Raw genomic sequence first — 21,229 nt, 5'->3', positions numbered from 1 at the left:
GCGTGACGCACCCCGAGACCCCCGAGGCCGCACCCGACCCGGCGACGCACGCGCCGCCGTCGGGCGCCCCCGACGTCCCCGACACCCAGGGCGTCCCCGACGCACCCCGCAGGACGGGCAGCGGCTTCGGCCGCGTCCTGGTCCTCGTCTACGGGATCTTCGCGATCTCCGCGACCGCGCGCGCCTCGATCCAGCTCCTGCGCGACTGGCACGAGGCCCCCGTCGCGTACGGGCTGTCGGCGCTCGCGGCCGTGGTCTACATCGTCGCGACCGTCGCGCTCGCGCGCGGGTCACGCACCTCGCGGACCGTCGCCTGGACCGCCGTGACGGTCGAGCTCGTGGGAGTGCTCGCCGTGGGCGCCTGGTCGCTGCTGGACCCGGCGGCGTTCCCGAAGCCCACGGTGTGGTCCGACTTCGGGATCGGCTACGGGTTCGTGCCGCTGGTCCTGCCGGTCGTGGGCCTCACCTGGCTGTGGCGCACGCGCCCGCCCCAGACCTCCACCACCGAACCGAAGGATCGCGCATGAGCCGGCTCTACTCCCTCCTCTTCAACGGCGTCTTCAAGCACATGGACCCCGAGAAGGCGCACGAGGTGGTGTTCCCGCTCATCTCCCTCGCCGGTCGCACACCCGTCGTGGGCGACGTGATCCAGGGGGCCGCGGCCCCGTACCTGGGCCGCGGCGCGAACGGCCCCGGCAGCGTCCAGGCGCTCGGCCGCTCGTTCCCCGCGCCGTTCGGGCTCGCGGGCGGGTTCGACAAGAACGCCAAGGCGATCCGCGGGCTCACGATGCTGGGCTTCGCGTTCATCGAGATCGGCACCGTGACCGCGCACGCGCAGCCCGGCAACGAGAAGCCGCGCATGTGGCGCGAGCTGTCGCTGCGCGGCATCCGCAACCGCATGGGCTTCAACAACGAGGGGGCGGCCGCCGCGGCGCAACGCCTCGAGTCCCTGCGCCGGTCGGCGTCAGGTCGCGCGATCATGATCGGCGCGAACATCGGCAAGACCAAGGTCACCCCGGCGGAGGACGCCCCGGGCGACTACGCAACGAGCGCCGCGCTCCTCGCGCCCCACGCCGACTACCTCGTCGTCAACGTGTCCTCGCCCAACACCCCGGGCCTGCGCGACCTGCAGTCGACCGAGGCCCTGCGCCCCATCCTCCAGGCGGTCCGCGAGGCGGCCGACGACGCCACGCGCGCGGCCGACGTCCGGCGCATCCCGCTGCTCGTCAAGATCGCGCCGGACCTCGCGGACGAGGACGTCGACGCCGTCGCCGACCTCGCGCTCGAGCTCGGCCTCGACGGCGTCATCGCGGTCAACACGACGATCGGGCACGACCTGGGCCCCGGCGGGCTCTCGGGTCCGCCGCTGCTCACCCGGGGGCTCGACGTCGTCGCCCGCCTCCGCGGCCGCCTCGGCCCCGACGTCACGATCATCGGTGTGGGCGGCATCTCGACCGCCGACGACGCGCGCGCCTACCTGGCGGCCGGAGCCGACCTCGTGCAGGGTTACACCGGCATGATCTACAACGGTCCGTTCTGGGCCGCCAGCATCAACCGGTCCCTGGTGCGCGGCACGGCCCGGGAGCCCCGAGGTGGAGGCGCACGATGATCCGACCCCAGTGGGTCTGGGAGCTCGACGACGCGGACGGACGCCCGCTCACGACACCCGTGAGCCCGGCGTTCACCAACCAGTTCGACGCAGAGCAGTGGCTCGGCGAGACGTGGCGCGAGCTCGCCGCGCAGGGAGCGGTCGCCGCGCGGCTGCTCAACGACGGCGCACAGGTCACGGCGACCGTGGAGCTGCGCACGGCGTAGTCCGGGCTCCGGGCTCCGGCGGCGCTGGTCGCGGCCGACCGGCGGTGGCCGACCGGCGCGGACCGCGGCACCCTAGACTCGCGGACCGTGGACGACACGGTGTTCGGTCAGGGGAGCGCGCGCATCCGGTTCGACTGGGGGCTCAGCGGGGCGCGCGCCCTGCGCGGGGCTGCCCCGCCTGGGGATGCAGGGTTCCTGGCCGTCGTGGTCGACGTGCTGTCGTTCACGACCTCGGTCAGCGTCGCCGTCGACCGAGGCGTCGAGGTCTTCTCCTTCCCGTGGCGTGACGAGCGTGCCGCCCACCATGCAGCCAGGCACGGGGCGACGCTCGCGCGCGCCCGGTCCGAGCGCGACGTGAGCCTTTCCCCGGCCTCGCTGCGCCACGCCCCCGGGCTCGCTCGGGTCGTCCTGCCCTCGCCCAACGGGTCGACGATTTCGCTCTCGCTCGCCGAGGACGGCGTGGCCGTGGTCGCGGCGTGCCTGCGCAACGCGGCTGCCGTCGGCGCGTACGTCGCGCGCTTCCTCGACGAGGATCCGGGGCACGTCGTCGCGGTGGTGGCCGGCGGTGAACGGTGGCCGGACGGATCCCTGCGCCCGGCGGTCGAGGACCTCTGGGGAGGCGGCGCGGTCGTCGCCGCTGTCGAGGGCCATGAGCACGACCTGTCACCCGAGGCGGAGGTCGCGGCGGCGGCGTTCCGGTCGGCGTGCGACGGCCCCGACGGCCGTGACGCGCCCGCTGCCCTGCAGGACCGGCTCCGACGCTGCGTGAGCGGGCGCGAGCTCGTGAGCCAGGGGTTCGGGGCGGACGTCGAGATCGCGGCGGAGCTCGACGCCTCGGGCGTGGTGCCGGTGCTCGTGGACGGTCGGTTCGTGGGGCGCAGGGCAGGCGAGTCGCACTGACCCGCGGGGCTCTGTCGCCGAGCATGCGGTTGTCGTCGGTCGAGCATGCGGTGGGCGTCGAGAACTCGCCGAATCGCGACGTCAACCGCATGCTCGGCACCCAGGGGCACCCAGGGGCACCCAGGGATACCCAGGAGCGACCGAGGGACGCTAGCCCGCCACGTGCTCCCAGGCCGCCACCAGCCGGGGAACGGCCCGGCGGATCGCCTCGGCGTCGGGCGCGAAGGTGAGCCGGACGCGGGAGGTCGCTGCGCCGTCGGGCGTGAGGGACGGGCCCGGGTTGATGACGAGGCCCCGTACCGCCGCGGCCGCCGCCAGGGCGTGCGCGAGCGGGCGCCCCAGGTCGACCCACAGCGAGAGCCCGCCCGCGGGCGCGGTCACGTGCCACGAGGGGATCGCGGCTGTGACGGCCGAGCGCAGGAGGTCGCGCTGCGAGCGCAGCAGGGGCAGGCGTTGGGCGAGGACCTCGTCGCGTCGGGCGAGCAGCTCGACGACCGCGAGCTGTTCGAGGACCGACGTCGCGATGTCGGCCGCGCCGCGCACGCGCGCGAGGTGCGCGACGACGTCGGGGTGCGCGCGAACCCAGCCGACACGCAGCCCGCCCCAGAACGTCTTGGAGGCCGACCCCACGGTGAGCAGGTGGCTCGTCGCGGACCCGTCGCCCGCGAGCGGCTCGGGCGCGGGGCCGTCGAGCGCGATGTCGGTGAGGGTCTCGTCACCGATCACCGTGACCCGGTGCCGCAGAGCGATCCGCCGGACCTCGGCACGCTCGTCGGGCGTGAGGCTGTAGCCCGTCGGGTTGTGGAAGTCGGGCACGAGGTACGCGAGGCGGGGTGTCGCCGCGCGGATCGTCGACTCGAACAGTGCGACGTCGAACCCCGGACCGTCGCCCGGCAGGCCCGCGCCCACGGGAGACCCGACGACGCGCGCCCCGCGCGCGACCATCGCCTCGATGCCGTGCGCGTACGTGGGGGACTGGACCACGACGCGGTCGCGCGGCCCCAGGAGCGACTGGGCGACCGTCGAGATCGCGTGCTGCGCGCCCGTCGTGACGAGGACCTGGTCCGGGGTCGTGGGCGTGCCGCGCTCGGTGAGCCGCTGCGCGACGGCCTCGCGCAGGGGTTCGAGGCCGAGCGGCTCGTACCCGCGCCCCGACAGGTAGCCGGGCAGGACCTCGAGGGCGCGACCGTAGGCCGTGTGGAGCTGTGGCGGAGCGGCGGGGGCCGCCTGCCCCAGGTCGACGAGATCCTCGGGCGGCTCGGTACCCACCGGCACGGGCGCGTCGCCGCCGCCCCACCGCGGCTGGGCGCGGCGGGTGGGCCTGGGCAGGACCGCGACGGTCCCGACGCCCGTGCGGCTCGTGACGAACCCCCGCTCGCGCAGGGCCGCGTACGCCGCGGCCGTGGTGGTCCGGGAGACGCCGAGCGCTGCGGCGAGGTCGCGCTCGCTCGGCAGCCGGGTGTGCGGGGCGACCGTGCCCGACAGGACCGCGCCGCGGACGGCGTCGGCGAGCGCGGCGTACGCAGGGCCAGCGGTCTGCCACCCGGCGACGAGCGCGGCGAGAGCCGTCGCGCTCAGGCGGCGGTGGACGGGCGGGAGCGGCGCTACCGGCGTGCTCGGTGTGCGTGCGGACGTGACAGAGGCCATGAGGCCACTCTTGCGCGATTGGCTATGGATAACCAGTCCATCGACATCGCACAGTAGGGGAGTGCCCACGACCTTCAGCCCCCTGCGCCGGACCGTCCAGCTCACGCTCGGGCTCTTCGGCTTCTCCCTGACCATGGCCATGCTCATCCACTCGGGCCTGGGCGCCATGCCGTGGGACGTCTTCCACCAGGGCGTGGCCCTGCGCTCGGGCCTGCCGCTCGGCGTCGTGGTCGTCGCGTCGAGCGTCGTCGTCATGCTGCTCTGGATCCCGCTGCGCCAACGCCCCGGCATCGGCACGATCGCCAACATCGCCGTGATCGGCGCGACCCTCGACCCGTTCCTCCTCCTGCTTCAGCGCATCGACCCCGACCCCTCGACCGGTGCCCGCGTGGCGCTCGCGGTCGCGGGCGTTCTTCTCAACGGCGTCGCGACCGCCGCGTACCTCGGCGCCCGCCTGGGGCCAGGCCCGCGCGACGGCCTCATGACCGGCCTCGTGGCGCGCACGGGCTGGCCCGTGCGACGCGTCAAGACCGCGATCGAGGTCCTCGTGGTCGCGATCGGGTTCGCGCTCGGCGGGACCCTCGGCTGGGCCACGGTCCTGTACGCGCTGGGCGTCGGGCCCGTGGTCCAGGTCGCGGCGAGGTGGCTCGCGCCGCACCTGCGCCCGTCGGTCGTCCCGGTGCCCACGCCCCTGCCCGACGGCGCCGCGCACCTCCCGGGCATCGTCGCCCGGGGAGACCGTCCGGAGGAGACCGAGCCAGACGCCGCGTAGGGCCGGCAGTCGGCCGGTTCGGCAGGACGCCCGACGGCGGAGCGCACCCGACTGCACGGGTGAGCTCCGCCGTCGGGCACCCGGCAGCCGGGGAGCACCGGGGCTCGAAGCCCCGGTGCTCCGAGATCAGCGGGGCCCGGGTGCTCCCGCAGCGGTCTTGCCCGCGTCGCGCTCGACGACGTCGCCGAGGATGTCGTCGATCTTCGCCATGAGCTCAGCGGGGATGACGACGCCGGACGCCTTGACGTTCTCCGCGACCTGCTCGGGGCGCGAGGCACCGATGAGGGCGGCCGCGACGTTGTCGTTCTGCAGGACCCAGGCGACCGCGAGCTGCGCCTGCGTCAGGCCCAGCTCGTCCGCGACCGACTTGAGCTGCTGCACCCGGGTGAGCACGTCGTCGGTCATGAACTGCTGGATGAAGCGCGAGCCGTTGGCGTCCGTGGCGCGCGACCCGGCGGGGGCGGGCTGGCCGGGCAGGTACTTGCCTGACAGGACGCCCTGCGCGACGGGGGACCACACGATCTGGGAGACGCCCAGCTCGCGCGAGGTCGGGACGACCTCGTCCTCGATGACGCGCCACAGCATCGAGTACTGGGGCTGGGACGAGATGAGCTGGAAGCCGAGCTCCTTGGAGAGGGCGTGGCCCGCGCGGATCTGGTCCGCGGTCCACTCGCTCACGCCGATGTAGAGGGCCTTGCCCTGGCGGACGATGTCGGCGAACGCCTGCATCGTCTCCTCGAGCGGCGTCGACCGGTCGAAGCGGTGCGCCTGGTAGAGGTCGACGTAGTCGGTGCCGAGGCGCTTCAGCGAGCCGTTGATCGACTCCATGACGTGCTTGCGGGACAGGCCCGAGTCGTTGGCCCCGCCGGGGCCGGTGGGCCAGTAGACCTTGGTGAAGATCTCGAGGGACTCGCGGCGCTGTCCCTTGAGGGCGTCACCGAGGACCTGCTCGGCCTTGGTGTTGGCGTAGACGTCGGCGGTGTCGAACGTGGTGATGCCGGCGTCGAGCGCGGCGTGGACGCACTGGGTGGCGACGTCGTTCTCGACCTGCGAGCCGTGGGTGAGCCAGTTGCCGTAGGTGATCTCGGAGATCTTGAGGCCGGAGTTGCCGAGGAAGCGGTAGTTGGGCATGGGGACAACACTAAGTTGCCCGGGGCACCTCGGGGAACCGCAGTCCGTCGGGCGGACCGGCGTGTGACTACTCGGGGAAGCTGCCGTGCTTCTTGTGCATGGGCTTGGGCAGGCGTGCGCGGCGCAGCTGGAAGGCGCGCATCACGGCGTACATCGCGTTGCCCTTGGGGGAGTCCGGGCCGAACTTCGCGACCAGGCGCTTCTTGAGCGAGCGCCACATGATGAACGCGTCGATGATCGTGATGAGCACGATCCCGTAGAGCACGAAGATGATGATCGTCGCCATGTTCAGGTTCTGGGAGAACACGAACGTCAGGACGATGAACACCAGGGCGACGGGCAGGAAGAACTCACCCAGGTTCCAGCGGGCGTCCACGTAGTCACGCACATAGCGCTTGACCGGACCCTTGTCGCGGGCTGGCATGTAGCGCTCGTCGCCCGTCTGCATGGCCTGGAACTGGCGGTCGCGTGCGTCACGCTGCTGCTGGCGCGCCGTCTTGGCCGCGGACTTGCGGTCCGAGGGCACCAGGGGGCGCTTGTTGGCGGCCTCGGCGACCTTGCGCTTGGGCGTCGGCCTGCCCTTGCCGCCGGCCTTCTCGATCTCGGCTGCGGCGGCAACGGGATCGGGGGCGTCGTTCGACGAGGGCACGGAGGACTTGTTGCGTGAGAACACAGGTCCAGCGTAGTCGAGGACAGGGGCTGCCTCGTCACGGTCCGGGCAGGAACGGACGCGTACCGGCGGGTAGCGTTGCCCGGGTGAACAGCACACCTGGAACCAGCCCCCTTCCCGAGCCCGACGACGTCGCTCACCTGCGTGCCCGGGTCGCCGCGCTCTTCCCCGCCCTGCGCGGGGACCTCGAGGCGCTCGTGCGCATCCCGTCCGTGTCCAACTCCGCGTTCGACCAGGCGCACGTCGCGGCGAGCGCCGAGGCCGTGGCCGAGCTCCTGCGCGGGGCCGGTCTGCCCGAGGTGCAGATCCTGCACGCGACGGGCGTCGCGGGCCCGCTCGGTGCGCCCGCGGTCGTCGCTCGCCGCCCCGCCCCGGAGGGTGCCCCGACGGTCCTGCTCTACGCGCACCACGACGTGCAGCCCCCGGGTGACGCGGCCGCGTGGGACACCGACCCGTTCGTCCCGACCGAGGTCGACGGCCGGTTGTTCGGCCGCGGCGCAGCGGACGACAAGGCCGGGATCGTGGCTCACGTGGGTGCGCTGCGTGCGCTGTCCGCGCTGGACGACCTGCCGATCGGCGTGACTGTCTTCGTCGAGGGGGAGGAGGAGGTCGGGTCGCCGAGCTTCCTGCCGTTCCTGAACCAGCACAAGGACCTGCTCGCGGCCGACGTGATCGTCGTCGCGGACTCCGCGAACTGGAAGGTCGGTGTCCCGGGTCTCACCACGAGCCTGCGCGGCCTGGTCGACTGCGACGTCGAGGTCGCGGTGCTGGGCCACGCGGTGCACTCGGGCATGTTCGGCGGCCCGGTGCTCGACGCGCTCACGCTGCTCTCTCGCCTGATCGCCACGCTCCACGACGAGCAGGGCAACGTCGCGGTCGAGGGACTGGTCTGCGCGCCGGACCCGACCGTCGACTACGAGGAGGCGGACTTCCGGGCGGACTCCTCGGTGCTCGACGGCGTCCGGCTCGCGGGCGAGGGGACGCTGACGGGTCGCCTGTGGACCAAGCCGGCCCTGTCGGTCATCGGGATCGACGCGCCGAGCGTCGCGCACGCGTCCAACACGCTGACCCCGCGCGCGACGGCAAAGATCTCGTTGCGCATCGCACCCGGCCAGGACCCGGCGGCCGCGCTCGCGGCGCTGCGCTCGCACCTCGAGTCGAACGCGCCCTTCGGCGCGCAGGTCACGGTGCGCGACGGCGAGACGGGCAAGCCGTTCCTGGCGCCGGCGGACTCGTCCGCGATGCAGGCCGCGCGCTGGGCGTTCGAGACGTCGTGGGGCACGGCGCCCGTCGACATCGGCATCGGCGGGTCGATCCCGTTCATCGCGGACCTGCTCGACGTTTTCCCCGACGCGGCCATCCTCGTGACGGGTGTCGAGGACCCCGACTCGCGCGCGCACGGCGCGAACGAGTCGGTGCACCTCGGCGAGCTCGAGAAGGTCGTGCTGGCCGAGGCGCTCCTGCTGACGCGTCTCGCGCAGGGCTGATCGGTCACCGAGGACGGGCTTGCGGTCGCCATCGGCTCCATGACGACCGCAGACCCGTTCTCGTCGGGCGACCCCGGTCGCCCGACGGGACCCCGGGCGCCCCCGGTGCTACGTTCGCAGGATGACCCCGCAGGAGATCGAGGAGCTCGTGCTGCTGCGCCGTGCCCGGGACCTCATGGACCGGGAGTACGCCGCGCCGCTCGACGTCCCGACCATGGCGCGCAAGGCCCTCATGTCTCCCGCGCACTTCTCGCGCCGGTTCCGGGCGACGTACGGCGAGACGCCCTACTGCTACCTCATGACGCGACGGATCGAGCGGGCGATGGCCCTGCTGCGGGGTGGCGCGAGCGTCACGGACGCATGCATGGCGGTCGGGTGCACGTCGCTCGGCTCGTTCAGCTCGAAGTTCACCGAGGTCGTGGGCGAGACGCCCTCGGCGTACCGGAGCAGGGAGCACGCCGCGGTCAAGGCCATGCCGCCGTGCGTGGCCCAGGTCCTGACGCGTCCGGCGCGCAGCGCTGCGGCGACCGCCGGGGCCACCGCGCGCTGAGCACGGCGCGGGCCCGCGGAGGGCCGCCCGCATCGAGCAGGATCGGAGAAGCGGGCGCGCGAGCCGCGTCCTAGGGTCGCTGTCATGACCATCTCGCTGAAGTTCTGCAACATCACCGTCCACGACATCGACGCGTCGATCGCGTTCTACAGCGACGCGCTCGGGCTCAAGGTGCACAACGACGTGGGCTCCGAGGGGTTCCGGTGGGTCACGCTCGGGTCGGACGCCCAGCCCGGGCTGGGCATCGTGCTCTCGGCGCCGCACGCGGGTCGCTCGCAGGCCGACGGCGACGCGCTCCAGGAGCTCATGATCAAGGGCGTCCTGCCGATCCTCGTCTTCGCGACCGACGACGTCGACGCTCTCTTCGAGACCGTCCGGGCATCAGGCGCCGAGGTCCTGCAGGAGCCCATGGACCAGGACTGGGGTCCGCGCGACTGCGCCTTCCGGGACCCGTCGGGCAACATGGTCCGGGTCGCCCAGGCCGTCTGAGGACGTTCGCGAGACCGGGCCGCGGTCTCGGGCCGTCAGCGGGGGAGGCCATGGAGCTCCCGTCGACGGCTCGCCCCTCCCGCAGCCACGGCTGTGGTGATGAGATGGGGTCATGGCGAACGAGACGATGGTCCCCCTGCTGCCGTGCGCGTCGATCGACGAGATCCACGACTTCGCCGTGGCCCTCGGGTTCGAGGTGACCTACCGGCAGACCCGGCCCAACCCGTACCTCGCGCTGCGCCGCGGCGGCATCGACCTGCACTACTTCGCGATGGACGGCTTCCGTCCCGAGGACTCGTACGGCTCGTGCCTGGTCGTGGTCGACGACACCGAGCCCCTGTACGAGGCGTGGGCTGCCGGGCTGCGCGCGCTCCACGGGAAGCTGCCGCTGAGCGGGTTCCCGCGCATCACGAGGCCCCGTCGTCGGGCGAACGCGGGCGGGCTCAGCGGGTTCAGCCTCGTGGACCCCGCCGGGAACTGGTTGCGGGTCGTGCGGCGCCCCGAGGACCCCGACCCGGGGACGGAGGATCTCGCGGTCCCCGGCGCCTCGGCGGGCCGGTCGCCCGTGGCGCCCTCGGGCTCGGGCGAGGACGCCGACCACCCGGCCGGCCGGCCGGGGGAGTCGTGCCTGCTGCTCGCCGTGGCCAACGCGGTGGTCCAGGCGGACTCGCGCGGCGACGTCGGGCAGGCCGTGAAGATCCTCGACGGCGCAATGCGCCGCGACGCCGAGGCCGGGGATCTGGGCGCCTCCGCGCGCGACCGGGTCGAGGCCCAGGCCTTCCGGGCTGAGCTGGCCGTCCGGCTCGACGACGCCGCGACCGCCCGGCGGATGGTCGACGAGGTGGACCGGTGCGTGGCCTCGGCCCGGGGTCAGCACCTCACGCAGGACCTGACGACCGTCCTGGCCCAGCTCGACGACGTCAGGGCGTGGCTGTCGGCCCAGGGATGACGGACACCTCGCGGTAGTGCTCGACGACCGGGAACGGGTCGTAGAAGTGGTGCAGCAGCGCCTTCCACCGCAGGTACTCGGGCGCGCCGCGGAAGCCCTCGGTGTGCGCCTCGAGGCTGTCCCAGCGCACGAGCAGGAGGTACGTCGAGGGACGCTCGACGCACCGCGACACCGAGAGCCCACCGAAGCCGGGCATCGTGGAGATGATCGTCCGCGCGTGCTCGAAGGCCTCCTCGAAGGCGGCCTCCTGGCCGGGAACCACGTGCAGCAGGGCGTGCTCGAGCACCTCGTCCGTCATGGCCCGCAGCCTAGGGGGTGAGGGCTCAGCGTGCGGCGACGTCCACGGCCTGGGCCCAGTCGCGCACGTCGGCCGGCAGGTCGGGGCTCACGGTCGAGGTGCCCAGGAGGGCGACGACGTCGGGTCCCGGGATGCGCTCGCCCGTCCTCGAGAGGAACCGGCCGGCGATCAGGCCGCGCGCGCACAGGTCGCCGCCGCGCGTGAAGACCTGCTCGAGGTAGACGACGCGCTCGTCCCACCCGAGCACGCGCGTCGTGATCTCGAAGCGGTCCCAGAGCTGGAGCGAGCGGCGGTACTTCATGGTCGAGGACGCGACGACGGGGTACCAGCCCTTGTCACGGAGGAGTCCGAAGGCGCCGAGGTCGGCGAGGAAGTTGCTGCGGGCCACGTCCATCATCTGCAGGTACACGCCGTTGTTCACGTGCAGGTAGAAGTCGAGGTCGCCGGGGCGCACGCGCATGCGGGTCACGGAGGGGTCGAGGACCCCACGGTCGGGGACGGCCTTGCGCGGCAGGGTGCTGGCGATCGTGAGCTGGATCTGTCGGGTCACCGTCGCAGGCTACTACCGAGCACGGGCGGTATCAGGTATCGCGGGTCGGTCCGCCGGGGCCCGCCAGAGCCCGCCAGGGCCCGCACTGCCGCGCCGCGCCGGCCGCGCCCCCGCCGGCGATTCGGTCTGCCCAGGGAGCCGTGTGAGGATGACGCCCGTGACTTCCCGAACCGCCGCTCCTGTTCCTGACGCCGCACCGACGCCCGCAGCCGTCGACCCCACGTCCGTGCCCACCGTGCCCATCGTGCCCACGTCGTCCCACCACTGGACTGTCCGCGCGTTCCGCGTCGTCGCGATCGCCGAGGCCTTCTCCTGGGCCGGGCTGCTCGTGGGGATGTACGTCAAGTGGATCGCCGAGGCCTCCGAGATCGGCGTCAAGATCTTCGGTCCCGTCCACGGCGGCCTGGTCGTCGCGTACGTCGCGCTCGCGCTCGTCGTGGCCGTCCGTCAGCGCTGGTCGCTCCTGACGGTCTTCTTCGCGCTCGCCGCGACGCTGCCGCCGTTCCTCACGGTCTTCTTCGACCGGTGGGCGCACCGCTCGGGCCGCTACGAGGAGCGCGCGGGCGCCTGACCCCGGGCGGTCGCAGCACGGCAGGGCCTCAGCCCTCGTACTGCAGGGCGCGCCGGACCTCCTCGGCCACCTCGGCGTTCTCGAGCCGCTCGACGAGGTGCAGCGCCATGTCGATCCCGGCCGACACCCCGGCCGAGGTGACCACGTCACCGTCGTCCACGAACCGGGTCTCGGTGTCGACGAGGATGCTGGGGTCGAGGCGTGCCAGCTCGTCGACGTGGTCCCAGTGGGTGGTCGCCGGACGTCCCGCCAGCAGACCGGCCGCCGCGTACGCGAGCGAACCCGTGCACACGCTTGTCAGGAGCGGGGTCCGGGCTCGCATCGCGTGCAGCCAGGCGAGGTGCGCCGGGTCACCGACGAGCCGCCGGACGCCGGGCCCTCCAGGGTGCACGAGCACCTGGACCGGGTCGACGTCGTCGGCGGACCCGTCGGGGACCATGTGCAGCCCCTGCGCGAGCCGCACCCCGCGCCCGTCCCACGAGAACGTCGAGACCCGCGGCTTGAGGGACGAGCGCTCGCGCCAGGTCGTGAACACCTCGTAGGGGCCCGCGACGTTGAGCTCCTCGGCGCCGTCGAACACGAAGATCCCGACGCTCAGACCGTTCCCGGTCGTCATCCGTCACCCCCGAGGGTCGATGCGATGGTGCGACCGTCGGGTCCGCCGGCGGGTGCCGACGGGCCCGACGGATGGTTCTACAGCCCCGGCAGGGCGAGCATCTGGTCGAGCGCGACGCGTGCCCAGTGGGCGTCGTCGGCGTCGACCACGATGCGGTTGACCGTGCGCCCCGCGACGAGGGACTCCATGGCCCACACGAGGTGCGGCAGGTCGATGCGGTTCATCGTCGAGCAGAAGCAGACGGTCGAGTCGAGGTAGTGCACCTGCTTGTCCGGGTGCGCGCGCGCGACACGGCGCACCAGGTTGAGCTCGGTGCCGATCGCCCAGGACGAGCCGGGCTCGGCGGCATCGAGCATCTTGATGATGTACTCGGTCGAGCCGACGTAGTCCGCGGCCTCCACGACCTCGTTCTTGCACTCGGGGTGCACGAGCACGTTGACGCCCGGCACCGCGGCACGGATGTCGGTGACGTTGCGCTCGGAGAAGCGCCCGTGCACCGAGCAGTGCCCGCGCCACAGGATCATGCGGGCGTCGCGCAGTTCGGCGTCGGTCAGGCCGCCGTTCGGCTTGCGCGGGTCGAACACGACGCAGTCCGCGGGGGACATGCCGAGCTTGAGGAGCGCGGTGTTGCGTCCGAGGTGCTGGTCGGGCATGAACAGCACCTTGCTGGGGAGGGAGCCGCCCGCAGCGTCCAGCTTGTCGAACGCCCAGCGCAGCGCGACCTCCGCGTTCGAGGACGTGCAGATGGTCCCGCCGTGCCGACCCGTGAAGGCCTTGATCGCGGCGGTCGAGTTCATGTACGTGACGGGGAGCGTGACGTCGGCGATCCCGGCGTCCTGGAGGACCTCCCACGCGTCCTCGACCTGGTTGATCGCGGCCATGTCGGCCATCGAGCAGCCTGCCGCGAGGTCCGGCAGGACGACCTGCTGGGCGTCCGAGGTGAGGATGTCCGCGCTCTCGGCCATGAAGTGCACGCCGCAGAACAGGATGAACTCTGCCTCGGGGCGGGCCGCGGCCTCGCGCGCGAGCTTGAACGAGTCGCCCGTGACGTCCGCGAAGTCGATGACCTCGTCGCGCTGGTAGTGGTGGCCCAGGACGAAGGCTCGCGAGCCGAGCGCGGCACGGGCCGCGCGGGCACGTTCGACGAGGTCGGGGTCGCTGGCGGCCGGCAGCTCGCCGGTGCACTCGACTCCTCGCTCGGAGGCCAGGTCCCGGCCCTGTCCGAGGAGCAGGAGGGGGGAGGGGGCAGGTTCCGCGAAGGCGCTGTCCAACAGGGTGCTCACGGGACCATCGTCGCACAACGGTCGGTCGGTCGAGCAGCCCTGCCGGGGTTGACGGCCTGGCACAATCGCGGCATGCACCTCCTCCTCGTCGCCGCGGAACCGCTCGCCCTGCCGGACGGGAACCTGCCCGTCGAGGACGTGTGCGCCCTGGTCGCCGAGACCTGGGCGGCCACGGTGCGCGGCGACGTGGACGCGTGCGTCCTCAACCCTGGAGCGGCCGGTTTCCTGCGCGCGCTCGCGGTCCACGCGCCCGAGCAGGTCGCGGTCGTCGCACGCGGTGCGGCCGGTGACGACGTGCCCGTGACGTTCCGGCTCGGCCGCCCCTCGACGACCGGGGCGCGCACGGCCTACGTCGAGGCCGCGCTCCTGGGACCTGCGGCTATCGGCGGGAGCACCTCCGGCGGTGGGCCGGGCGCGGCGACTACCTACGGCGTCGGGCAGGTGGTCGCGCTCGCTGCCCGACGGGCCACGCGCGTCGTCGTGGCGACGGGGGACAGCGGTGCGCACGACGCCGGTGCCGGGATGCTCGCGGCGCTCGCAGGCGCCGGCGCGGGGCCGCTGACCTGCGGCGGGTCGGTGCTCGGCGCCATCACCGCAGCGGATGCCGCTGTCGCGCTGCGTGCTCGGGACGCGCTGCGGTCCGTCGAGCTCGTCGGCGCGGTCGAGTCCGACCTGCCGCTGCTGGGCCTGCACGGGGCCAGCGGTGCGCTCGCGGTCGCGCGGCCCGCGCTCGCGGCGCTCGCCCAGGATCTCGAGCGGGCGCACGGCCACTACGCGCACGAGGTCACGCGCGCGCTGGAGGGCGCGGCACGCCGCGACCTCCTGGCAGGTGCTCCTGGCCTCTCGGGCGTCCCCGGCCCGACGGCGTCGCCCGCCCCGGGCGGTGGCCGTACCGCCGGCGTCGCGTCGCGCGCGGCCGCCGACCGGGCGTTGACCGGGCTGCCGGGCGCGGGTGCGGGCGGAGGCTTGGGCTTCGGGATCGCCGCCGCCGGCGGCCGCCTGCTCCCGGGGACGTCGCTGGTCGCGGACGTCGTCGGTCTGGGGCCGCGGACCCGGGCCGCCGACGTCGCGATCGTGGTCGTGGACCGTCTCGACGCGTCGACGACGCACGACGGCGCCCTGCCCGAGGTCGCGCGCCGGGCCGGCGCGGTCGGGGTCCCGGTCGTCGTCCTGGCGCGCGAGATCCTCGCCGGGCGACGCGAGCAGGCGGCCGCGGGGATCAGCGGCGCCTACGAGCTCGGGCCGGACAGCGGCGCGGCGCGGGCTCGGGTCGCGCGCGTGGCCCGTACCTGGGCCGGCGGCGAGAGGTGAGCGCGGGCGTCGTACACTCGGGAACAGAACCATCTCCCGTCGTGTTGACGGGTATGCGACAAGCCTGAGGACCGATCGGCCTGCCCGGGAGCGGGAGCCGCAGACCGACGGCACACCACGGGGCGAGAGCCCACCGAAGACTGTGCGGAGAACACGATGAGCGAGACCACCGAGACCGCCACCCACGGCGTCCTGCTGACGGACTTCGCGGCCGGCAAGATCCGCAGCCTCCTCGAGCAGGAGGGCCGCGACGACCTGCGTCTGCGCGTCGCCGTCCAGCCCGGTGGCTGCTCGGGCCTGATCTACCAGCTCTACTTCGACGAGCGTGTCCTGGACGGGGACGCGCTCAAGGACTACGACGGCGTCGAGGTCGTCGTCGACAAGATGAGCGTCCCCTACCTGGACGGCGCGACCATCGACTTCGCCGACACGATCGAGAAGCAGGGCTTCACGATCGACAACCCCAACGCGGGCAGCGCCTGCGCGTGCGGCGGTTCGTTCGGCTGATCCGAGCGTCGGCGGCCCGGCTGCCGACCAGGAGCCACGACGGCCCGGCCACCTCACGGTGACCGGGCCGTTCGCGTCCGCGGCGGCACCTGGGTGGTCACCCGCCCAGGCGGACGCTGATCGCCCAGGTCGTGGCGCCGTCGGGCGTGCTCCCGCCGGGGTCCGTGGCGTCCGCGGCGTCCGCGTCCTGTGCCTCGGCACCCTTCACGACCGTGCTCTCCACGACCGTGCTCTCCACGACGGTGCTCTCCACGACGGTGCTCTCCACGACCGCGTGGCCCCGCATGCGGGCCCAGGCCGGGACGTCGTGGCGGGCCGCGGGATCGGTCGACCAGACGGTCAGGACGTCGCCCGGCACGTGGTCGCGCGCGGCGGCCGCGAGCCGGATGACGGGCAGCGGGCAGCGCAGGCCGCGCGCGTCCACGAGCGTGACCGGCTCGTCGCTCACAGCCCGCTCACCCCGAGCGAGGCACGCACCCGCGCGACGGCCCCGGGCAGGACCGCGAGGAAGCGGTCGACGTCGTCCTCCGTGGTGGCACGGTCGAGCGCGATGCGCACGTTGCCGTGCGTCAGGACGCCCATGGCGGCCAGGACGTGGCTGGGCTCGAGCGTGCTCGACGTGCACGCCGACCCCGACCCGACCGCGAACCCCGCCCGGTCGAGCTCGGTCACCAGGGCCTCGCCGTCGACGAACAGGAACGAGAACGTCACGACGTGGGGGAGCCGGTCGTCGGGGTCGCCCACGACCTCGACGTCGGGGATCTGCCCGACGACGGCGCGCACCTTGTCGACGATCGCCCGGCGCCGCGCGTCCTGCGCCGCACGGTCGGCCAGGACCGACTGGAGCGCGACGGCGGCTGCGAACGCGGCGGGCACGCTGACCCCGCCCGGGAACCACGGCTCGGCGTCCTCGGGCCAGGTGCGCCGCCAGCGGACCCGGTTGCGTACCGCGAGCACCCCCACGCCCGCGGGGCCGCCCCAGTCGGCGGGATCGGCGGCGAGGAGGTCCCACGCGTCGGGAACCTCCGCGTGCCCGACGGCGGCCCCCGCGTCCACGAGGAGCGGCACCCCCGCGCGGCGCGCGGCCGCGTGGACCGCGGCGACGGGCTGGATCGTGCCGACCTCGCCGTTCGCGACCTGGAGCGCGGCGAGCGCCGTGCGAGGGCTCGCGACCGCCTCGGTCATCGCGGCCTCGTCGACGCGGCCCACCTCGTCGACCGGAACCCTCACGAGGGCGTCAGGGCTGCCCGCGTCCGTGACCGCGAGCTCGGCGGCGTGCAGGACGGCCGCACGCTCGACCGCCGAGACGACGATCCCCGGTCCCGTGCGACGACGTCCCAGCGCGACCGCACCCACCGCGGCGTGCAGGGCCGCCACGTGCGAGGGCGCGAGGTGCACCTCCTCGGTCCTGGCGCCGAGGGCGGCCGCGATCGCCTCGCGGGCGCCGTCGAGGAGCACCGCGGCGCGGCGCGCCTCGGCGTACAGGCGCCGGGGGTCGGCCCACCCGTCGTCGATCGCCTGGGCGAGGGCGGTGCGCGCGAGGGGGTGCAGGGCCGCCCGGCCACCGTTGTCGAGGTAGACCCGACGCGGTGACGTCGTGGTGTCGGTCACATGAGCTCCAGAGGGCGTGCGAGGCGGACGGGGGAGGGCTCCCGAACCGCCGATCGGCGAACTTTCATTGCAGACGCGCCGAATGTGCCACGGGCGCGAGGTACACCGTGCACCGTAGCGCGGGCCGCGCGGGAGACGACGATCTGACAGATGCGCCGAGGGTGTGCGCAACCCCGGGATCTTGCGGGAAGTTGGCGGATTCGTCACGCTCGGAAGCCGGGTTGACGGCGCGAGAGAGGGCATTTGCGCGCTAGGCTCTGTGGGTCGAGGACGAAGGTTCTGCGGGGAACTCGTGGAGAAGATCGAGCCCCCCTGTCGAACGTTGAAGTGAAAGGCCCCCCTTGCACTCGCAATCCCCTAGCCGCACACGGCGAACCATCCTGCGAGCGACGGCTTCCGCCGTCGCGGTCGCAGCCTTGGCGTCCGGTTGTGCCAGTGAGACCGTTCAGCGCGGATTTCTCCCCGGATACTCCGACGGTGAGGTGACCGACCAGACCGCCCGCATCACGTCGCTGTGGAACGGGTCCTGGATCGCGGCACTCATCGTCGGCATCATCACGTGGGGACTGATCCTGTGGTGCGTGGCCGCCTACCGCAAGCGCAAGGACGACCACGTCCTGCCCGTGCAGACGCGTTACCACCTGCCCCTCGAGATCATGTACACGGCAGTGCCGATCGTCATGGTGCTCGTGCTCTTCTACTACACCGACCGTGACATGACGGCGATCAAGGACCTCTCCGGAGAGCCCGACGTCGAGATCCAGGTCATCGGCAAGCAGTGGAGCTGGGACTTCAACTACCTCACGGACGACGTCTACGATACCGGCCAGCACGAGGCCAACGTCGGCGACCTCCGCTCGGAGGACGAGATCGAGGGTGCTCCCGGTACCGCGACCTCGCTGCCGACGCTGTACCTGCCGGTCAACGAGGTCGTCAGGTTCACGCTGGACTCCCGCGACGTCATCCACTCCTTCTGGGTCCCCGCGTTCCTGTTCAAGATGGACATGATCCCGGAGCGGACCAACGAGTGGCAGTTCACCCCCACGCGTGAGGGTGTCTACGCCGGCAAGTGCGCCGAGCTCTGCGGTGAGCACCACTCGGGCATGCTCTTCAACGTCGCCGTGGTCTCCCGTGCGGAGTACGACGCGCAGATGCAGGAGCTCGAGGACAAGGGGCAGACCGGCGAGCTCGGGCTGGACCTGAACCGTCTCCAGGACCCGAACCCCCCCGTCGTCACGGAAGGTGAGAACTGATGGTCGCGCAGGCCGAAGTCATTCCCGGTCTCGCCCCGAAGCGCCAGACGCTCGGACGAACCGTCATCAAGTGGGTCACCTCGACCGACCACAAGACCATCGGGTACATGTACCTGATCGCGTCGTTCATCTTCTTCTGCATCGGTGGCCTCATGGCCCTCGTGATCCGTGCCGAGCTCTTCGAGCCCGGCATCCAGATCGTGCAGAGCAAGGAGCAGTACAACCAGCTCTTCACGATGCACGGCACGATCATGCTGCTGCTGTTCGCCACCCCGCTCTTCGCGGGCTTCGCGAACGTCATCATGCCCCTGCAGATCGGTGCCCCCGACGTCGCCTTCCCGCGACTGAACATGTTCGCGTTCTGGCTCTACCTCTTCGGTGGGCTCATCGCCTCGGCCGGGTTCTTCACGCCGCAGGGTGCCGCGTCGTTCGGGTGGTTCGCGTACGCACCGCTGTCGAACACCACGTTCAGTCCAGGGGCTGGTGGAGATCTCTGGGTGTTCGGGCTCGCGCTCGGTGGGTTCGGCACCATCCTCGGCGCCGTCAACTTCATCACGACGATCATCACGATGCGCGCCCCGGGCATGACGATGTTCCGCATGCCGATCTTCACCTGGAACACGCTCGTCACGAGCCTCCTGGTCCTGATGGCGTTCCCCCCGCTGGCCGCCGCGCTGTTCGCCCTCGGAGCGGACCGCCGCCTCGGTGCCCAGATCTTCAACCCGGAGAACGGTGGAGCCATCCTCTGGCAGCACCTCTTCTGGTTCTTCGGTCACCCCGAGGTCTACATCATCGCGCTGCCGTTCTTCGGCATCGTCTCGGAGATCCTGCCGGTCTTCAGCCGCAAGCCGATCTTCGGCTACAAGGGGCTGGTCTACGCGACGATCGCGATCGCGGCGCTGTCCGTGACCGTCTGGGCCCACCACATGTACGTGACCGGCGCGGTCCTGCTGCCGTTCTTCGCGTTCATGACGATGCTCATCGCGGTCCCGACCGGTGTGAAGTTCTTCAACTGGATCGGCACGATGTGGCGCGGCAAGCTCACGTTCGAGACGCCCATGCTCTGGTCGATCGGCTTCCTCGTGACCTTCCTCTTCGGCGGGCTCACGGGCGTCATCCTCTCGAGCCCGGCGCTGGACTTCAGCCTCTCCGACTCGTACTTCGTCGTGGCGCACTTCCACTACGTGGTCTTCGGCACCGTCGTGTTCGCGATGTTCGCCGGGTTCTACTTCTGGTGGCCCAAGTTCACCGGGCGCATGCTCAACGAGAAGCTCGGCAAGATCCACTTCTGGCTGCTCTTCATCGGCTTCCACGCCACGTTCCTCGTCCAGCACTGGCTGGGTGTCGCCGGCATGCCGCGTCGCTACGCGGACTACATGCCGGAGGAGGGGTTCACGTGGATGAACCAGGTCTCGACTGTCGGCGCGTTCATCCTCGCGGCCTCGACCCTGCCCTTCCTCTGGAACGTCTACACGACCTGGCGCAACGCCCCCAAGGTCACCGTGGACGACCCCTGGGGGTACGGCGCCTCGCTCGAGTGGGCGACCTCCTGCCCGCCGCCGCGGCACAACTTCACGTCGCTGCCCCGGATCCGGTCGGAGCGTCCCGCGTTCGACCTGCACCACCCCGAGGTCGCTGCCATGGATCACGCGGAGCCCAACCCGAACGTCCTGCAGCAGATCTACGGCGACGCTGACCGACGTGGCGAGCAGCAGGTAGCCGCGGAACGCGTCGAGGGCACGGAGCGTTCGAGCTCCTCGACCTCGACGATGATCATCGACGAGCCGCGCGACGGCGAGAAGGAGGACGGCAAGTGAAGGTCGAATCGAGGCTGCACCTCTTCCTCGCACCGTTCTTCCTCCTGATGGCGCTCGTCTACGGGTTCTGGAGCCACTGGGAGCCGGTCGGCTCGGCAGCGCTGTTCCTGACGTTCGGGCTCGCTGCCATGATCGGTGGCTACCTGGCCCTCACGGCCAAGCGCATCGACTCACGCCCAGAGGACGACCCGGACGGTCTCATCGAGCAGGGCGCAGGCGACCAGGGCGTCTACGCGCCCTGGAGCTGGTGGCCGCTGGCCATCGCCGGATCGGCCGCGATCTGCTTCCTCGGTCTCGCGCTCGGCTGGTGGATCCTCGGGATCGGCGTCGTCCTCGGCGCCGTCGCCCTCGTGGGTTGGGTCTTCGAGTTCTCTCGCGGACAGCACGCGCACTGATCGACCGCACGACACGACGGGGTCCCGTCTCCCACTGGGAGGCGGGACCCCGTTCGCGTTCTCCGGGTGCGTGCGAGGTGTCAGGCTGCGGGAGTGCGTTGTCCGCGGCTGCGACCGGCGGAAGCAGCAGTGCGAACGCCTACGGACCGACGCCCGGCGCGCAGCCGAGGACCCCTCCTGGACGAGAACGGTCACGTGGGTGACCCGGATCTCGTCTCCGGTCCCCAGACCCCGACCAACGTCCACGACGGCGCCGTGGCGCCGTCCGGCGGGCCCAGGGCTTCACGCCCAGCACGAGCGGGCCGCACAGACCCCGGGAAGGGGTCTGTGCGGCCCGTGGAGCGACGCAGAGGGTCAGGCGGGGATGATGAGGCCTTCGCCCTGGGTGCGGGCGCGGGTGAGGCGTGCGTCGGCGTCGGCCCAGTTGACGAGGTTCCACCAGGCGGTGACGTAGTCGGCGCGCACGTTCTGGTAGTCCAGGTAGTAGGCGTGCTCCCAGACGTCGAGCAGGACGATCGGGACCAGGCCCAGGGCGATGTTGCCCTGCTGGTCGTAGAGCTGGACGATGATGAGCTTCTTGCCGAGGGTGTCCCAGGCGAGGATGGCC

At 72.3% G+C, this 21,229-nt stretch carries 25 protein-coding genes; 15 read left to right on the top strand and 10 right to left on the bottom strand.

Features of this window, described 5'->3' with window-relative positions; translation table 11 throughout:
- Positions 1-2: 2 nt before the first annotated feature.
- The 4 genes from IE95_RS0117025 (at position 3) to IE95_RS0117010 (ending at position 2,715) form a co-directional block, all read left to right on the top strand.
- The gene (locus IE95_RS0117025; RefSeq protein WP_036572486.1) at positions 3-527 is read left to right on the top strand and encodes a hypothetical protein; all 525 of its coding nucleotides are present in this window, start codon (positions 3-5) and stop codon (positions 525-527) included.
- Positions 524-1,609: a quinone-dependent dihydroorotate dehydrogenase gene (locus tag IE95_RS0117020; RefSeq protein ID WP_030153083.1), complete on the top strand. Its 1,086-nt coding sequence runs from the start codon at positions 524-526 to the stop codon at positions 1,607-1,609. The genes IE95_RS0117025 and IE95_RS0117020 overlap by 4 nt, the downstream gene beginning before the upstream one ends.
- Complete coding sequence (locus IE95_RS0117015; protein WP_030153080.1) at positions 1,606-1,815, top strand: hypothetical protein; 210 nt, start codon at positions 1,606-1,608, stop codon at positions 1,813-1,815. Before IE95_RS0117020 ends, IE95_RS0117015 begins: the two co-directional genes overlap by 4 nt.
- Before the next feature lie 87 nt (positions 1,816-1,902).
- Entirely contained in the window at positions 1,903-2,715 is an 813-nt protein-coding gene (locus IE95_RS0117010) for a 2-phosphosulfolactate phosphatase (protein ID WP_084690385.1), read from the top strand.
- A gap of 150 nt (positions 2,716-2,865) precedes the next feature.
- On the opposite strand, the gene yczR is transcribed toward IE95_RS0117010, so the two are convergent.
- Positions 2,866-4,362: a MocR-like transcription factor YczR gene (yczR, locus tag IE95_RS0117005; RefSeq protein WP_084690384.1), complete on the bottom strand. Its 1,497-nt coding sequence runs from the start codon at positions 4,360-4,362 to the stop codon at positions 2,866-2,868.
- 61 nt (positions 4,363-4,423) lie between these two features.
- Here yczR and yczE point away from each other — a divergent pair, with 61 nt between their 5' ends.
- On the top strand, positions 4,424-5,134 hold the full coding sequence (yczE, locus tag IE95_RS0117000) for a membrane protein YczE (protein ID WP_420819394.1): 711 nt from the start codon (positions 4,424-4,426) through the stop codon (positions 5,132-5,134).
- Between the two features lie 126 nt (positions 5,135-5,260).
- On the opposite strand, the gene IE95_RS0116995 is transcribed toward yczE, so the two are convergent.
- Both IE95_RS0116995 and IE95_RS0116990 read right to left on the bottom strand, forming a co-directional pair.
- Complete coding sequence (locus tag IE95_RS0116995; protein ID WP_030153071.1) at positions 5,261-6,265, bottom strand: aldo/keto reductase family protein; 1,005 nt, start codon at positions 6,263-6,265, stop codon at positions 5,261-5,263.
- Positions 6,266-6,332: 67 nt separating this feature from the next.
- Complete coding sequence (locus IE95_RS0116990; RefSeq protein WP_030153069.1) at positions 6,333-6,938, bottom strand: DUF3043 domain-containing protein; 606 nt, start codon at positions 6,936-6,938, stop codon at positions 6,333-6,335.
- An 83-nt stretch (positions 6,939-7,021) separates the two neighbouring features.
- On the opposite strand from IE95_RS0116990, the gene IE95_RS0116985 reads away from it, so the two are divergent.
- The 4 genes from IE95_RS0116985 (at position 7,022) to IE95_RS0116970 (ending at position 10,410) form a co-directional block, all read left to right on the top strand.
- Positions 7,022-8,422, top strand: a complete 1,401-nt coding sequence (locus IE95_RS0116985; protein ID WP_030153066.1) for a dipeptidase — start codon at positions 7,022-7,024, stop codon at positions 8,420-8,422.
- A gap of 121 nt (positions 8,423-8,543) precedes the next feature.
- Positions 8,544-8,972, top strand: coding sequence for a helix-turn-helix transcriptional regulator (locus IE95_RS0116980; protein ID WP_030153064.1), 429 nt, complete (start codon positions 8,544-8,546; stop codon positions 8,970-8,972).
- A gap of 84 nt (positions 8,973-9,056) precedes the next feature.
- Positions 9,057-9,461: a VOC family protein gene (locus tag IE95_RS0116975; RefSeq protein ID WP_030153061.1), complete on the top strand. Its 405-nt coding sequence runs from the start codon at positions 9,057-9,059 to the stop codon at positions 9,459-9,461.
- A gap of 112 nt (positions 9,462-9,573) precedes the next feature.
- Positions 9,574-10,410, top strand: a complete 837-nt coding sequence (locus IE95_RS0116970) for a VOC family protein (RefSeq protein WP_030153059.1) — start codon at positions 9,574-9,576, stop codon at positions 10,408-10,410.
- Here IE95_RS0116970 and IE95_RS0116965 read toward each other — a convergent pair.
- Together IE95_RS0116965 and IE95_RS0116960 are read right to left on the bottom strand one after the other, a co-directional pair.
- Positions 10,382-10,708 carry an antibiotic biosynthesis monooxygenase family protein gene (locus IE95_RS0116965; RefSeq protein WP_030153057.1) on the bottom strand — a complete coding sequence of 109 codons (327 nt, stop codon included), beginning with the start codon at positions 10,706-10,708 and terminating at the stop codon, positions 10,382-10,384. The two genes, IE95_RS0116970 and IE95_RS0116965, sit on opposite strands and share 29 nt — an antisense overlap.
- 25 nt (positions 10,709-10,733) lie before the next feature.
- Entirely contained in the window at positions 10,734-11,258 is a 525-nt protein-coding gene (locus IE95_RS0116960; RefSeq protein ID WP_030153055.1) for an acyl-CoA thioesterase, read from the bottom strand.
- 157 nt (positions 11,259-11,415) lie between these two features.
- On the opposite strand from IE95_RS0116960, the gene IE95_RS0116955 reads away from it, so the two are divergent.
- The gene (locus IE95_RS0116955; RefSeq protein WP_240666414.1) at positions 11,416-11,829 is read left to right on the top strand and encodes a DUF3817 domain-containing protein; all 414 of its coding nucleotides are present in this window, start codon (positions 11,416-11,418) and stop codon (positions 11,827-11,829) included.
- A 28-nt stretch (positions 11,830-11,857) separates the two neighbouring features.
- On the opposite strand, the gene IE95_RS0116950 is transcribed toward IE95_RS0116955, so the two are convergent.
- On the bottom strand, positions 11,858-12,445 hold the full coding sequence (locus tag IE95_RS0116950; RefSeq protein ID WP_030153050.1) for a DJ-1/PfpI family protein: 588 nt from the start codon (positions 12,443-12,445) through the stop codon (positions 11,858-11,860).
- A gap of 77 nt (positions 12,446-12,522) precedes the next feature.
- Positions 12,523-13,728 carry a quinolinate synthase NadA gene (gene nadA, locus IE95_RS0116945; protein WP_030153048.1) on the bottom strand — a complete coding sequence of 402 codons (1,206 nt, stop codon included), beginning with the start codon at positions 13,726-13,728 and terminating at the stop codon, positions 12,523-12,525.
- Positions 13,729-13,800: 72 nt separating this feature from the next.
- Here nadA and IE95_RS19220 point away from each other — a divergent pair, with 72 nt between their 5' ends.
- Together IE95_RS19220 and IE95_RS0116935 are read left to right on the top strand one after the other, a co-directional pair.
- On the top strand, positions 13,801-15,039 hold the full coding sequence (locus IE95_RS19220; RefSeq protein ID WP_051703246.1) for a glycerate kinase: 1,239 nt from the start codon (positions 13,801-13,803) through the stop codon (positions 15,037-15,039).
- 156 nt (positions 15,040-15,195) lie between these two features.
- Positions 15,196-15,546 (top strand): HesB/IscA family protein, encoded by a 351-nt coding sequence (locus IE95_RS0116935; protein WP_030153043.1) that lies wholly within the window; start codon positions 15,196-15,198, stop codon positions 15,544-15,546.
- A 97-nt stretch (positions 15,547-15,643) separates the two neighbouring features.
- On the opposite strand, the gene IE95_RS21325 is transcribed toward IE95_RS0116935, so the two are convergent.
- Together IE95_RS21325 and IE95_RS0116925 are read right to left on the bottom strand one after the other, a co-directional pair.
- On the bottom strand, positions 15,644-15,994 hold the full coding sequence (locus IE95_RS21325; RefSeq protein ID WP_084690382.1) for a sulfurtransferase TusA family protein: 351 nt from the start codon (positions 15,992-15,994) through the stop codon (positions 15,644-15,646).
- On the bottom strand, positions 15,991-17,157 hold the full coding sequence (locus IE95_RS0116925) for a cysteine desulfurase family protein (protein WP_030153039.1): 1,167 nt from the start codon (positions 17,155-17,157) through the stop codon (positions 15,991-15,993). Before IE95_RS0116925 ends, IE95_RS21325 begins: the two co-directional genes overlap by 4 nt.
- Positions 17,158-17,498: 341 nt before the next feature.
- On the opposite strand from IE95_RS0116925, the gene ctaC reads away from it, so the two are divergent.
- Genes ctaC through IE95_RS0116910 form a run of 3 tightly spaced genes read left to right on the top strand, consistent with a single transcriptional unit; the run spans position 17,499 to position 20,622 of the window.
- A complete protein-coding gene (gene ctaC / locus IE95_RS0116920) occupies positions 17,499-18,410 on the top strand; it encodes an aa3-type cytochrome oxidase subunit II (protein WP_030153036.1) in 912 nt (303 codons plus the stop codon).
- Complete coding sequence (gene ctaD, locus IE95_RS0116915; RefSeq protein ID WP_030153034.1) at positions 18,410-20,227, top strand: aa3-type cytochrome oxidase subunit I; 1,818 nt, start codon at positions 18,410-18,412, stop codon at positions 20,225-20,227. The genes ctaC and ctaD overlap by 1 nt, the downstream gene beginning before the upstream one ends.
- Positions 20,224-20,622: a cytochrome c oxidase subunit 4 gene (locus IE95_RS0116910; protein ID WP_030153031.1), complete on the top strand. Its 399-nt coding sequence runs from the start codon at positions 20,224-20,226 to the stop codon at positions 20,620-20,622. The genes ctaD and IE95_RS0116910 overlap by 4 nt, the downstream gene beginning before the upstream one ends.
- 354 nt (positions 20,623-20,976) lie before the next feature.
- Here IE95_RS0116910 and IE95_RS0116905 read toward each other — a convergent pair.
- Positions 20,977-21,229: superoxide dismutase (locus IE95_RS0116905; protein WP_030153029.1), on the bottom strand; the 253-nt coding region annotated here is incomplete at its 5' end.

The sequence above is a fragment of the Oerskovia turbata genome (genome assembly GCF_000718325.1).
Classification (GTDB): Bacteria; Actinomycetota; Actinomycetes; order Actinomycetales; family Cellulomonadaceae; genus Oerskovia; species Oerskovia turbata.
The sequence above is the reverse complement of the archived record's forward strand: the minus strand, read 5'-3'. Positions and strand labels throughout refer to the sequence as shown.

Coding starts and splice junctions, on each gene's coding strand:
- IE95_RS0117020 (WP_030153083.1), top strand. CDS start 524: ATGAGCCGGCTCTACTCCCTCCTCTTCAACGGCGTCTTCAAGCACATG.
- IE95_RS0117015 (WP_030153080.1), top strand. CDS start 1,606: ATGATCCGACCCCAGTGGGTCTGGGAGCTCGACGACGCGGACGGACGC.
- yczR (WP_084690384.1), bottom strand. CDS start 4,362: ATGGCCTCTGTCACGTCCGCACGCACACCGAGCACGCCGGTAGCGCCG.
- IE95_RS0116995 (WP_030153071.1), bottom strand. CDS start 6,265: ATGCCCAACTACCGCTTCCTCGGCAACTCCGGCCTCAAGATCTCCGAG.
- IE95_RS0116980 (WP_030153064.1), top strand. CDS start 8,544: ATGACCCCGCAGGAGATCGAGGAGCTCGTGCTGCTGCGCCGTGCCCGG.
- IE95_RS0116975 (WP_030153061.1), top strand. CDS start 9,057: ATGACCATCTCGCTGAAGTTCTGCAACATCACCGTCCACGACATCGAC.
- IE95_RS0116970 (WP_030153059.1), top strand. CDS start 9,574: ATGGCGAACGAGACGATGGTCCCCCTGCTGCCGTGCGCGTCGATCGAC.
- IE95_RS0116965 (WP_030153057.1), bottom strand. CDS start 10,708: ATGACGGACGAGGTGCTCGAGCACGCCCTGCTGCACGTGGTTCCCGGC.
- IE95_RS0116950 (WP_030153050.1), bottom strand. CDS start 12,445: ATGACGACCGGGAACGGTCTGAGCGTCGGGATCTTCGTGTTCGACGGC.
- IE95_RS19220 (WP_051703246.1), top strand. CDS start 13,801: ATGCACCTCCTCCTCGTCGCCGCGGAACCGCTCGCCCTGCCGGACGGG.
- IE95_RS0116935 (WP_030153043.1), top strand. CDS start 15,196: ATGAGCGAGACCACCGAGACCGCCACCCACGGCGTCCTGCTGACGGAC.
- ctaD (WP_030153034.1), top strand. CDS start 18,410: ATGGTCGCGCAGGCCGAAGTCATTCCCGGTCTCGCCCCGAAGCGCCAG.